We start from the raw sequence: 12,522 nt of genomic DNA on the forward strand, positions 1-12,522 counted from the left end.
CTGTATACCGTCGCAACCTTTGCTGGTCTAGTCCACCAGGGCAAATGGTCTACCGGAGCGGCACCCTCCGGAGCCCGGGTTTTCGAGGGCTTGTTACTTAAAGGTTCCTGCATATGTAGGTCCCATAACGGCTGTTCGGAGGGGGTTCGGCCACCCTTGACAGGCTTATTGGTCTGAGCCAAGCTCTGCGCACTGGTCTACACCATTGGTCCAGATCGAGTTCCCGGCCCGTGGGCGGGGGGTGTGGCATCCCTGAGGAGGATGGCGTGAAGCGCAAGCTGATAGCCGCGATCGGTATCGCGGGCATGATGGTCTCCATCGCGGCGTGCGGAGACGACAGTGGCAGCGGGGACTCGAAGGGCACCGACGCCAAGGAGCTGACGGTCTGGCTCACCGTCGACGCGCAGAACAACTGGCCCGATCTCGTGAAGGCCGCCGACGCGGCGGTGACGAAGGCGCACCCCGGCGTCAAGATCAACCATGAGTACTACGGCTGGCCGGACAAGAACGCCAAGCTGGACGCCGTTCTCGCCACCGACAAGGCCCCCGACGTCGTCGAGATGGGCAACACCGAGATGCTCGGCTACATGGTCAAGGGTGCCTTCGCTCCCCTCGACACCGCCGAGTTCGACAACTCCTCCGCCTGGCTCGACGGCCTCAAGGCCTCGGTGAGCTACGACGGCAAGACCTACGGCGTCCCGTACTACGCGGGCGGCCGGGTCGCCAACTGGCGCAAGGACCTCTTCGCCTCGGCGGGCGTCAAGACCACGCCGAAGACGTACACCGAGCTGACCGCCGCCCTGGACAAGGTCCAGAAGAAGGAGGGCGACAAGTTCTCCGCCTGGTACCAGCCCACCCGTGACTGGTACGCGGCCATGTCCTTCGTCTACGACGCCGGCGGCTCGATCGCCAAGGAGGAGGGCGGCGAGTGGAAGGCCAACCTCTCCTCGCCCGAGTCCGTCAAGGGCCTCACCGAGTTCAAGAACGTCCTCGACAAGTACATGCACGGCGACAAGACCAAGGACGAGTCCGACCGTTACATCGTCTACGGCCAGGGCAAGTCCGGCATGATCTTCGCCCCCGCCTGGGAGGGCGCGACCGCCGCGGCGAAGGAGAACGACAAGACCGGCAAGCTCGCGAACAACGTCGAGAACTTCGTGATGCCCGGTCCGTCCGGCAAGAACCTCCCCGTCTTCCTGGGCGGCTCCGACCTCGCCGTCCCGGTGAAGTCGGACGCGCAGGCCCTGGCCGCCGAGTGGATCAACGCCTTCACCGGCCCGTCCGGCCAGAAGGGCCTGATCGCCAAGGGCAACCTGCCCAACAACAAGACCGACCTCGCGACCCTCAAGAGCGATCCGGCCACCGCGGTCCCGGCCACCGCCGCCGAGTCCAACTGGTTCGTCCCGATGGCTCCCGGCTGGGGCCAGGTCGAGAAGGCCCAGGTGCTGCAGACCATGCTCCAGAGCATCGGCACCGGCAAGAAGACGGTCGAGGCCGCCGCGAAGGACGCGGACGCCGCGATCGACAAGGTCATCAACACCAAGTGACCTGAGGGCAGGGCCCCGTCGACCCCGGAGGGCTTCATCGGGGCGGGGCCCTGCCTCCCGTACGACCCGTACGGGGCTTCGCCTTCGTACGACCCGAGGGACCGCTGAGGAGCGCGCGGATGAGTGCCGCAGACACGACCACTGCCAAAGTGCCGCCGACGCGGCAGTCGCCACCACCACCGCCCGCGGGCGGACCCGGCGCGAAGAGACCACGCGGCGGCCGCGGTTCCCGCGGGGCCACGACCCCCTGGCTGCTCCTCGCCCCCTGCCTGCTGGTCCTCGCCCTGGTGATGGGCTATCCGCTGGTCCGGCTGGTCACCCTCTCCTTCCAGAAGTTCGGGCAGTCCCAGCTGTGGGGCTTCCAGCCGGCCGAGTCGGTCGGGTTCGACAACTTCACGGGCGTGCTGGGCGACGGCGAGTTCTGGCAGGTCGTCTTCCGCACGATCGTCTTCGCGGCCGGCTGCGTGATCTTCACGATGGTCATCGGCATGCTGATCGCGCTGCTCCTCCAGCGGGTCTCCGGCTGGGTGAAGACCCTCGTGAACATCGCGCTCGTGGCCAGCTGGGGAATGCCGGTCATCGTCGCCACCACGGTCTTCAAGTGGCTGTTCGACGCCGACTACGGCATCCTCAACGCGGTCCTGAGCAGGCTGCCGGGCGTCGAGCTGATCGGCCACAACTGGTTCGCCAGCGGACCGCAGGGGCTGGCGGTCATCATGCTCCTCGTCGTCTGGGGCGCCGTGCCCTTCGTGGTCATCACCCTCAGCGCCGGCCTCACCCAGGTCCCCGCCGAACTGGAGGAGGCCGCCCGCCTCGACGGCGCGGGCGCCTGGGGCGTCTTCCGGTACGTCACCCTGCCCATCCTCAAGCCGATCATCGTGATGCTCACGACCCTGTCGGTCATCTGGGACATGGGCGTGTTCCCCCAGGTCTTCGTCATGCGCAACGGACACCCGGAAGCCGAGTTCCAGATCCTGACGACGTACTCCTACGACCGCGCCTTCGTCGTCAACGACTACGGACAGGGCTCGGCGATCGCCCTGATCACCGTGCTGCTGCTGCTCGGGGTGGTCGCCGTGTACATGCGCCAGATGCTGAAGATCGGAGAGGTCGAATGAGTGCCGTTGCCTCCGAGGCGAGCCGGGCGGGAAGCCCGTCCGGGCGCCGCAGGTCGAAGTCCGGCTGGAACCTCCTCGGCGTGCTCGTCTTCGTCGTCGCGGGCTTCCCCGTCTACTGGATGCTCAACACCGCGTTCAAGCCGGCGAAGGACGCGATCGACCCGGACCCGAGCCTGCTGCCGACGGGACTCACCCTCGACAACTTCAGCCGCGCGCTGCACATCGCCGACTTCTGGGGCCCGGTGGGCCGCAGCCTGCTCGTCTCCCTGGCGGTCGTGGCGATCGGCGTCGTCGTCGGCATGCTGGCTGCCCTGGCCATCTCCCGGTTCGCCTTCCGCGGCCGCAAGATCGTGATCGTGGGCATCCTGGCCGTCCAGATGGTCCCGCTCGTCGCCATGATCATCCCGGTCTTCCTGCTCCTGAACGACCTGGGTCAGTACGACAAGCTGACCGGCCTGATCCTCACGTACCTGACCTTCATCCTCCCCTTCACGGTGTGGACGCTGCGCGGCTTCATCGTCAACATCCCGAAGGAGCTGGAGGAGGCCGCGATGGTCGACGGCTGCTCCCGCACCGGGGCCTTCGTCCGGGTGGTCTTCCCCCTGCTGGCGCCGGGCATGGTCGCCACCTCGGTCTACGGCTTCATCCAGGCCTGGAACGAGTACCTCTACGCCCTGATGCTGCTCAGCCAGAAGAACCAGACGGCCACCGTGTGGCTCAGCAACTTCTCCACCAAGCACGGCACCGAGTACGCCCCGATGATGGCCGGCGCCACCATGATGGCGCTACCGATCGTCGCCCTCTTCCTCCTCGTCCAGCGCAAGATGGCCGCGGGGCTGACCGCGGGCGCCGTGAAGGGATAACGCCCCCGATGACGACAATCGCCAGTGGCACCGACACTCTCACCCGTGACGCCCTGACGGTCCTCCAACCCGGCTTCCCCGGCACCACCGCCCCCGACTGGCTGCTGCGCCGCCTGGGCGAGGGTCTGGCGTCGGTGGGCCTGTTCGGCCGGAACATCGCCTCGCCGGAGCAGCTCGCCTCGCTGACCGCGCAGTTGCGCGCGGAGCGGGACGACGTCCTGGTCGCGATCGACGAGGAGGGCGGAGACGTCACGCGCCTGGAGGTGCGCACCGGCTCCAGCTTCCCCGGCAACCACGCGCTGGGCGCGGTGGACGACGTCTCGCTCACGCTGGAGGTCGCCGCGGAGTTGGGCCGCCGCCTCGCGGAGTGCGGGGTCAACCTCAACTGGGCGCCCTCCGCCGACGTGAACTCCAACCCCGCGAACCCGGTCATCGGGGTCCGCTCGTTCGGCGCCGACCCCGGCCTGGTCGCCCGGCACACCGCCGCCTACGTCACCGGCCTCCAGTCGGCGGGCGTGGCGGCCTGCACCAAGCACTTCCCGGGGCACGGCGACACGGCCGTCGACTCCCACCACGCGCTCCCGCGCATCGACGCCGACCCCGCGGTCCTGACGGAACGCGAACTGACCCCGTTCCGAGCCGCCATCGCCGCCGGCACCCGCGCCGTGATGAGCGCGCACATCCTGGTCCCCGCCCTGGACCCGGCCCGACCGGCGACCCTGTCCCCGCGCATCCTCACCACCCTGCTCCGCGAGGAACTCGGCTACGACGGCCTGATCGTCACCGACGGCATGGAGATGCAGGCCGTCGCCGCGACCTACGGCATCGAGCGCGGCAGCGTCCTCGCCGTCGCGGCCGGCGCCGACGCCATCTGCGTGGGCGGCGGCCTGGCGGACGACGAGACGGTACGCCGCCTGCGCGACGCCCTGGTCACCGCCGTCCGCACGGGCGAACTCCCCGAGCAACGCCTCGCGGACGCGGCGCAGCGGGTGCGGGCGCTGGCCCGCTGGACGGCTCCGCGGAGCACGGCCGCGGCCGGTCCCGACGAGGGCACGGCGCGCGCGGGCCGCAGCGCCGGGCGAGCCGATGTCGGGCTGATCGCCGCCCGCCGGGCACTGCGCCTCGCCGGCGACGACGTCTTCACCCCGCTCACCGACCCGCCGTACGTCGCCGCGCTCACCCCGGTCGCGAACATCGCCGTCGGCGACGAGACGCCCTGGGGCGTGGCCGCGGAGCTGGGCCGGCTGCTGCCGGGGACGGAGACCGGCAGTTTCGCGGGTGCGGACGCGGGACACGCGGCGCTGATCGCGGCGGGCGAGCGGCGGATCGTGGCGGTGGTCCGCGACGAGCACCGGCACCCGTGGATGGCGGCGGCCCTCGACACCCTCCTCACGGCGCGGCCGGACACGGTCGTCGTCGAGATGGGCGTCCCCCAGGCCCCGCCCCGCGGCGCCCTGCACATCGCCACCCACGGCGCGGCCCGGGTGTGCGGCCGCGCGGCGGCGGAGGTCATCGCGGCCGGCACGCACGCCTGAGCGTCACCACGACGAAGGCGCCGGACTCCTGAAGAGGAGTCCGGCGCCTTCGTCGTCGGTGGTGGTGACGGTGCCCCTCAGATGCCCTGCCACGCCGGCTTGTTGGCGTACGTGTGCCGGAAGTACTCCGCGAGCTTCAGCTTGGACGCGGCGGCCTCGTCGACGACGACCGTGGCGTGCGGGTGCAACTGGAGCGCGGAGGCCGGGCACACCGCGGCGACCGGTCCCTCGACGGTGGCCGCGACGGCGTCCGCCTTGCCCTCCCCGGTGGCGAGCAGCACCAGGTGCCGCGCCTCCAGGATCGTGCCGATGCCCTGCGTGATGACGTGGTGCGGGACCTGCTCGATGTCGCCGTCGAAGAAGCGCGCGTTGTCGACGCGGGTCTGCTCGGTCAGCGTCTTGATCCGGGTGCGCGAGGCCAGCGAGGAGCACGGCTCGTTGAAGCCGATGTGTCCGTCGGTGCCGATCCCGAGCAGCTGGAGGTCCACTCCGCCGGCCGCGGCCAGCGCGCGGTCGTACGCCTCGCACGCGGCCTGTACGTCCGCGGCCGTGCCGTCCGGCCCGAGGAAGGCCTCCATGCCGATGCCCAGCGGCTCCAGCACCTCGCGCCGCAGCACCGAACGGTAGGACTCGGGGTGCTCGGCGGGCAGGCCCACGTACTCGTCGAGCTGGGCGATCCGCGCCCGCGCGGTGTCCACCGATCCGGAGCGCGCCCGGGCCGCCAGCGCCTGGTAGACGGGCAGCGGGGTGGAGCCGGTGGCCACGCCGAGCAGGGCGTCCGGCTTGCGCCGCAGGAGCTGCGCCATGGCCTCGGCGATGAGCTCGCCGCCCGACCGGGCGTCCGCAACGATGACAACTTCCACGCTGGCCTGCCGTTCTGAGAGGGGCACGGGGGGCCCGGAAGGGCTATGTGGTTTAGACCAATCTATGGGGTCAATCTAACAGAGTCGACCGTCTCCGTCTTCGGGCGCGGGAGGGGGAGGAGGACCGCTCCGGGAGCGGATCCGCGGAAAATGCCGCGCGTAACTGGCCCCGCGCGGGAACCCGCACAGGCTAGGCTGCGTTGTGGATGTCAGAGCGTCCGAATGCCCACAACAACGAACGACCTTCCACACATGGACACCCCTAGTGGTCTAGTCCACAATGGAGGGGAGCGCGACACAGAACTTCCGTCCTCCCCGCACAGGAGGGCGGACCGAGGACCCGGAGCTCTCTGCCCTGACTGCCCCGGTTCCTCACCTTCGGTCGACGGGACCGCACACCCCGCGGCCGATATTGCTCCGGGCTGCGGTGCCGGGAGGGCTGAGGGTCCCTCTCAGGCGCCGCGGCCCGCGGGTGTTTCCGGGCCCGGGCCGCTCACGGCCGACCGCGCGCCGCCGACAGGTTTAGGCCCCGCACAGACCCACGGGTACGCTCGCAGACGTGCCCTCCATGAACGAACTCGTACGCCAGCACACCGCACTCGACGACTCCGACCTCGAGTGGCTCCACCTGCTGGTCTCGGAGTGGCAGCTGCTCTCCGACCTCTCCTTCGCCGACCTGGTCCTGTGGGTCCCCACCCGGGACGGCACCCGCTATGTCTCGGTCGCCCAGATGCGGCCCAACACCGGCCCGACCTCCTACCAGGACGACATGGTCGGCCACCTCGTCCCGCGCGGCCGCCGTCCGCTGCTCGACGCCGCTCTGGACGAGGGCCGGATCGTGCGTGAGGGCGACCCGGAGTGGCGTGAGGAGGTCCCCGTACGGGTCGAGTCGATCCCCGTACGGCGTGAGGGCCGCGTCCTCGGGGTCATCGCCCGCAACACCAATCTGCTCACCGTGCGCACCCCCAGCCGCCTGGAGCTCACCTACCTCCAGAGCGCCTCCGACCTCGCACAGATGATCGCGGCCGGCTCCTTCCCGTTCCCCAACCAGCAGATGGACATGGACGCCGCCCCGCGCGTCGGCGACGGCCTGATCCGCGTCGACGGCGACGGGATCGTCCAGTACGCCTCCCCGAACGCGCTCTCGGCCTACCACCGCATGGGCCTGGCCTCCGACCTGGTCGGCCAGCACCTCGGCCTGACCACCGCCGAACTCGCCCCGACCCGGGGTCCGGTGGACGAGGCGCTCGCCAAGGTCGCCAGCGGCTGGGCGCCCCGCGAGTTCGAGATCGAGGCCAAGGACGGGGTCATCCAGTTCCGGGCGATCCCGCTCAAGCCCAAGGGCACCCGCATCGGCGCGCTCGTGCTGCTCCGCGACGTCACCGAACTGCGCCGTCGCGAGCGTGAGTTGATCACCAAGGACGCGACGATCCGGGAGATCCACCACCGGGTGAAGAACAACCTCCAGACGGTGGCGGCCCTGCTGCGTCTCCAGGCACGGCGCATCGAGTCCGAGCGCGGCCGGGAGGCGCTGGAGGAGGCGGTCCGCCGGGTCGGCTCGATCGCCATCGTGCATGAGACGCTGTCTCAGAACCTGGACGAGCGGGTGGAGTTCGACGAGATCGCCGACCGGGTGCTGGCGATGGTCGCCGAGATCTCGCCGGGCAAGGTCGCCGGCCGGCGCAGCGGACGCTTCGGCATCTTGGACGCGGAGGTCGCCACGCCGCTGTCCATGGTCCTCACCGAGATCCTGCAGAACGCCCTGGAGCACGGCTTCGGCGAGGGCGACACCGGCACGGTCGAGGTGTCCGCGGTCCGCGGCGGCACCACGAAGGAGACGCGTCTCCTGGTCACCGTCCAGGACGACGGCGTCGGGCTGCCCGAGGGCTTCGACCCGCACACCTCCGGCAACCTCGGCCTCCAGATCGTACGCACGTTGGTGGAGGGCGAGTTGGGCGGAACCTTCGACATGGTCCCGGGGCCGGAGCGCGGCACCCAGGTGATCCTGGACATCCCGGTGCGCGCACAGAAGTAGCGGGCCCGCGACGGCGCGGGCGGACGGCGCGGTCGGACGATGGCGCGGGCGGACGGTACGGGCGGACGGCGTGCGCCCACCGGGCCGACCGACCCGGTGGGCGCACAGCAAGAAGCCCCGGACCGTTCAGGGGTCCGGGGCTCGAATGCTCGTTGCCAGCTTGTGCTGCGCATCGGGGGTACTGCGCGCTGCGGCTCGGGGGCGGGAGATGCGTACTCGCTGTACGCGCCGCCAAGCTCAGGCTTGCGGGGCGGGTGTTGTCAGGCGGAAGCCTGACGGGCCCGGTTGCGGGCGGCGCGGCGCTTCATCGCACGACGCTCGTCCTCGCTGAGGCCACCCCAGACGCCGGAGTCCTGGCCGGACTCGAGCGCCCACTGCAGACACTGCTCCATAACCGGGCAGCGACGGCAGACGGCCTTGGCTTCCTCGATCTGCAGCAGCGCAGGACCGGTGTTGCCGATGGGGAAGAAGAGCTCGGGGTCTTCCTCGCGGCAAACGGCGTTGTGACGCCAGTCCATGGCTGCTACCTCTCCTTGGTATTACGTGCAAGTTGCTTGTGAATGTGAACGCTTTCACGAATCCCTCAACAAGTGAAGGGCCACCAGCCAGGTTCCCTGGCGCGGTCCTGTTGTTTGAAGAGGGGTTCCGGTGATCAGTGGATGCCGGTGTTGCGGGCTGTCCCGATCGCCACGTAGAGACTCGCAAACCTCAGCGGCGGATACAACCCCTTCCGGAAAGTTTTTTTTGATTCCTCGGTGTCGACTAGGTCACAGCCGTACTTCCATGGGGTGGACCCTGGCCTAAACGTTCGAGTGAAAGGACTTCAGCCCTTTCTGCTCACACAATCACACGCAGTGCACGGCGTACGCCTGTGAACGTCACGCTTGTTCGCAGCCCCAGGTGGTCACCGTCCATCTGAAGGGGCAAGGGGACCTTCGAATGCAAGGTGAACTGGTCCAGATCGTGCAAGGAGACGGCGTGCTTGCCGTGCGGGCCCCGTTCGGGGGACGAAGTGAGCAACTGGGTGCCATATCGGGCAACCGAGGCCGTGGACAGACGGCTGAGACCCAGTACGTCGAGCCCTGTATCGAACGAGGCCTTAGGCGACGCGTACACCGGGCGATTGCCCAGATAGGTCCACGGAGCCGTGTTGCAGACTATGGACAGCACCAAATCGGTCACCGGTTCGGCACCCGGACGCTCCAGGGTGATCGACCCGTGCCGGCGCTGTGACTCACCCAACAACTGGCGCATGGCCTGACGGATGTAAAGAGCGTGGGTGGATCTCCTGCCGCGCTCGCGCTGCTGCTCCACCCGCCCCACCACCCCGGCGTCGAAGCCCAGTCCCGCGTTGAAGGTGAACCAGCGCGAGGGCACCGCCTCGTCCTCCGTGCCCGGCGTACCCGCCGCGAGGCCGAGCCCGACCGTACGCTCACTGCCCTCACGCAGGGCGTCCAGCAGCGCGCCGGTGGCCTCCACCGGATCGTTGGGCAGTCCCAGGGCGCGGGCGAAGACGTTGGTGGAACCACCGGGGACCACCGCTATGCCGGGCAGGTTCTCCGGATCGGGGCCGGCGTGCAGGAGGCCGTTGACCACCTCGTTGACCGTGCCGTCGCCGCCGAGGGCGACCACCAGATCGACGTTTCCGCTGTCCGCCGCCTGGCGGCCCAGGTCACGCGCGTGTCCGCGGTACTCGGTGGTGACCGCCTCGAGCTTCATCTCGCTCGCGAGCGCGTGGATGAGGACGTCGCGCGTCCGTGCACTCGTAGTGGTTGCCGCCGGATTGACCACGAGAAGTGCACGCATGAGTTGCAGCGTACCTACTGGGTGGTACCGGGCACAGGCCGAGGTGGGGATCGGGTAAGAGATCGCGGAGTGAGCCTCGACACGAGCGCCACGCCTTCGCGCGCGGCCGGCCCGGCGCCCGCTCAGAGGTGCGGGCTACCCTTCTGGGGTGAGCAGTGACGAGACTTCCGCCGCCCCGGAAACCGCCGGACCCCGCCCGCGCCGGCTGACGTACGCCGCCGCGCTCGTCGCCCTGGAGGGGCTGGCGCTGGTCGTCGGCGGGGTGTGCATGCTCGCCCTGGGGATCAGTGGCGACCCGGGCGACCGACAGCAGGCCGTCACGGGCGGTGTCACGCTGATCGTGCTCGCGCTGCTGCCGCTGCTCGCCGCCCGTGGGCTGCTGGGCCTGCGCAGCTGGAGCCGGGGACCCGCCGTCATCACCCAGATCATGGCGCTGCCGGTGGCCTACAACCTTCTGCAGGCCGACAGCCTGGCCATCCCGGCGGGCATCGCGCTCGCGGCCACCGCCGTCGCCTCGCTCGTCCTGATCGTCAACGGCGAGACGACCCGGGCCCTCGGGATCCGGGGGCCGGGCCGCGCATCGGAGTAGGCCTTCCCGCTGCCGCTCCTCTGTACCGCTTGTGCCGCTATTCCTCGACGAGCAGTTTCTCCCGCAGCTGGGCCAGCGTGCGGGCCAGCAGACGCGAGACGTGCATCTGCGAGATGCCGACCTCCTGCGCGATCTGCGACTGGGTCATGTTGCCGAAGAAACGCAGCAGCAGGATCCGCTTCTCGCGCGGCGGGAGGTCCTCCAGAAGCGGCTTGAGGGACTCCCGGTACTCGACGCCCTCCAGCGCCTCGTCCTCCGCGCCGAGGGTGTCCGCGACCGCCGGTGACTCGTCGTCGGTGTCGGGCACGTCCAGGGAGAGGGTGGAGTACGCGTTGGCGGACTCCAGGCCCTCCAGCACCTCCTCCTCCGAGATCGCCAGCTTCTCGGCGAGCTCGTGGACCGTGGGGGAGCGGCCGTGCTGCTGCGACAGCTCGGCCGTCGCCGTGGTCAGCGCCAGGCGCAGCTCCTGGAGCCGGCGCGGTACCCGCACCGCCCAGCCCTTGTCGCGGAAGTGGCGCTTGATCTCGCCGACGACCGTCGGGGTCGCGTACGTGGAGAACTCCACGCCGCGCTCCGGGTCGAAGCGGTCGACCGACTTGATCAGGCCGATGGTGGCGACCTGGGTGAGGTCGTCCAACGGCTCGCCGCGGTTGCGGAAGCGCCGCGCGAGGTGCTCGACGAGCGGCAGATGCATGCGGACCAGCTGGTTGCGCATCTCCGCGTACTCGGCACTGGTGTTCTCGAGCTTGCGCAGCTCGATGAACATCGCCCGTGCTCCGCTGCGGTCCCCCGGCGCGGGGGGTACCGGCACGGGGGTGGCCGGCACAGGGGCGGCCGGTGGTTCGTGCTGCGTGCCCGGCACGCTCTGTTCGCCGTCTCGCTGGTGCTCGCTCATTGTCCCGCCCGTCGCCCTCTGTCGAGCCCTCGCCTCTGCTCGGCCCGGGGGCGAGCCCCCGATCCGCCTCTCCCGAGGCGAGCCCTGCACGGCACCTTCCGGCAGGCCCGCCTGCGCGGGGACCGAGTCGTCCTCCGGATGCGGCCGGGCCTGCTCGGGAATGCCGTCGATGCCGTCCGCCATGCGTCGGGAACCGTCCGGAGAGACTGGAATCTCGGCGTTCTCGGCCGGCAGCTCCCGTGTGCCGCGCTCTTCGTCCCGCACCGGCCCGTCCCCGTTCCTCACGCCGGCCCGGGTCCCGCGCCGCGTTGTTTGTAGAGACTGATCGTCACGGTCTTGTCCTCGTCGACGGCGGAGGACACCTTGCCCGCGAGGGCGGACAGGACGGTCCAGGCGAAGGTGTCCCGTGAGGGGGCGTGTCCGTCCGTGGTCGGCGCGGAGACGGTGACCTCCAGCGAGTCGTCGACGAGTCGGAACACGCAACTGAGTACCGAGCCGGGCACGGCCTGCTGGAGCAGGATCGCGCAAGCCTCGTCCACCGCGATGCGCAGGTCCTCGATCTCGTCCAGGGTGAAGTCCAAACGGGCTGCGAGGCCGGCCGTGGCCGTCCGCAGCACCGACAGGTAGGCACCCGCAGCCGGCAGCCGGACTTCCACGAAGTCCTGGGTCGCGGGCTCGCCTGCGATCTGGGACACCCTCACCTCCAAGGTGGTACAAGCTTTTCGGGGCCGAGGGTCGCCCCCCGGGGTAACGCGTGTGTGGTGCAGCGGTGACGCTATCGCGCTCTCAAGTTTCTGTCCCCGGGACCCCAACCCCCTGGCGTCACTCACAGTAAAGCTGTGAACACGCTCCGTGTCTAGGGGTCGGTCGGCCCAAATGGGAACAGGGCGCGCCGGGTTGACGTACCCAGGCGTCAGATGGTCGAACCGTACCCGCCGGACGGCCGGGGCGTCATGGTCTCCTCATACGGGGCTCCTCATACGAGGACATGGTCGACGAAGCACCATCGCCAGTTCTCGCCGGGTTCGAAGGTCCGCATCACCGGGTGACCCGACTCCTTGTGGTGCGCCGTGGCGTGCCGGCTGGGCGAGGAGTCGCAGCAGCCGACGTGGCCGCAGGTCAGGCACAGCCGAAGTTGCACCGGGTGGGTGCCGTCCCGCAGGCACTCCGGACACGTCTCGCCGAGTGGGACGGGTTCCGGGTGGGGCAGCGCGTCGGCGTGCGTGCACTGTTTCATGATTGCCAGATTACGACGGGCGTGCGGACGACCG

At 69.9% G+C, this 12,522-nt stretch carries 12 protein-coding genes; 6 read left to right on the forward strand and 6 right to left on the reverse strand.

Annotated features, from left to right (window positions below):
* Positions 1 to 266: 266 nt before the first annotated feature.
* From OG736_RS29115 to OG736_RS29130, 4 genes are all read left to right on the forward strand, one after another.
* Positions 267 to 1,547 (forward strand): extracellular solute-binding protein, encoded by a 1,281-nt coding sequence (locus OG736_RS29115; RefSeq protein WP_327185021.1) that lies wholly within the window; start codon positions 267 to 269, stop codon positions 1,545 to 1,547.
* A gap of 119 nt (positions 1,548 to 1,666) precedes the next feature.
* Positions 1,667 to 2,665: a carbohydrate ABC transporter permease gene (locus tag OG736_RS29120; RefSeq protein WP_327185022.1), complete on the forward strand. Its 999-nt coding sequence runs from the start codon at positions 1,667 to 1,669 to the stop codon at positions 2,663 to 2,665.
* Positions 2,662 to 3,528 (forward strand): carbohydrate ABC transporter permease, encoded by an 867-nt coding sequence (locus tag OG736_RS29125; protein ID WP_327185023.1) that lies wholly within the window; start codon positions 2,662 to 2,664, stop codon positions 3,526 to 3,528. Before OG736_RS29120 ends, OG736_RS29125 begins: the two co-directional genes overlap by 4 nt.
* 8 nt (positions 3,529 to 3,536) lie before the next feature.
* Positions 3,537 to 5,063 (forward strand): glycoside hydrolase family 3 protein, encoded by a 1,527-nt coding sequence (locus OG736_RS29130; RefSeq protein WP_327185024.1) that lies wholly within the window; start codon positions 3,537 to 3,539, stop codon positions 5,061 to 5,063.
* A gap of 77 nt (positions 5,064 to 5,140) precedes the next feature.
* Here the strand turns inward: OG736_RS29130 and nagB are convergent, their stop codons facing one another.
* On the reverse strand, positions 5,141 to 5,926 hold the full coding sequence (gene nagB, locus OG736_RS29135; protein ID WP_327185025.1) for a glucosamine-6-phosphate deaminase: 786 nt from the start codon (positions 5,924 to 5,926) through the stop codon (positions 5,141 to 5,143).
* Between the two features lie 568 nt (positions 5,927 to 6,494).
* Between nagB and OG736_RS29140 the strand changes: the two genes are divergently transcribed.
* Complete coding sequence (locus OG736_RS29140) at positions 6,495 to 7,961, forward strand: sensor histidine kinase (RefSeq protein WP_327187742.1); 1,467 nt, start codon at positions 6,495 to 6,497, stop codon at positions 7,959 to 7,961.
* 260 nt (positions 7,962 to 8,221) lie between these two features.
* Here OG736_RS29140 and OG736_RS29145 read toward each other — a convergent pair whose 3' ends face one another.
* Together OG736_RS29145 and OG736_RS29150 are read right to left on the reverse strand one after the other, a co-directional pair.
* Positions 8,222 to 8,479, reverse strand: coding sequence for a WhiB family transcriptional regulator (locus OG736_RS29145; RefSeq protein ID WP_016639615.1), 258 nt, complete (start codon positions 8,477 to 8,479; stop codon positions 8,222 to 8,224).
* 319 nt (positions 8,480 to 8,798) lie between these two features.
* On the reverse strand, positions 8,799 to 9,767 hold the full coding sequence (locus OG736_RS29150; protein ID WP_028806993.1) for a diacylglycerol/lipid kinase family protein: 969 nt from the start codon (positions 9,765 to 9,767) through the stop codon (positions 8,799 to 8,801).
* Positions 9,768 to 9,915: 148 nt separating this feature from the next.
* On the opposite strand from OG736_RS29150, the gene OG736_RS29155 reads away from it, so the two are divergent.
* Positions 9,916 to 10,356, forward strand: coding sequence for a hypothetical protein (locus OG736_RS29155; protein WP_327185026.1), 441 nt, complete (start codon positions 9,916 to 9,918; stop codon positions 10,354 to 10,356).
* A gap of 37 nt (positions 10,357 to 10,393) precedes the next feature.
* Here the strand turns inward: OG736_RS29155 and OG736_RS29160 are convergent, their stop codons facing one another.
* The 3 genes from OG736_RS29160 to OG736_RS29170 form a co-directional block, all read right to left on the reverse strand.
* The gene (locus OG736_RS29160) at positions 10,394 to 11,515 is read right to left on the reverse strand and encodes an RNA polymerase sigma factor SigF (protein ID WP_442817089.1); all 1,122 of its coding nucleotides are present in this window, start codon (positions 11,513 to 11,515) and stop codon (positions 10,394 to 10,396) included.
* A gap of 17 nt (positions 11,516 to 11,532) precedes the next feature.
* Positions 11,533 to 11,946, reverse strand: a complete 414-nt coding sequence (locus OG736_RS29165; protein WP_020130755.1) for an ATP-binding protein — start codon at positions 11,944 to 11,946, stop codon at positions 11,533 to 11,535.
* 281 nt (positions 11,947 to 12,227) lie between these two features.
* Positions 12,228 to 12,488 carry a UBP-type zinc finger domain-containing protein gene (locus OG736_RS29170; RefSeq protein WP_057603359.1) on the reverse strand — a complete coding sequence of 87 codons (261 nt, stop codon included), beginning with the start codon at positions 12,486 to 12,488 and terminating at the stop codon, positions 12,228 to 12,230.
* Positions 12,489 to 12,522: the final 34 nt, after the last annotated feature.

The sequence above is a fragment of the Streptomyces sp. NBC_01334 genome (assembly GCF_035983595.1).
Taxonomy (GTDB): Bacteria; Actinomycetota; Actinomycetes; order Streptomycetales; family Streptomycetaceae; genus Streptomyces; species Streptomyces coriariae.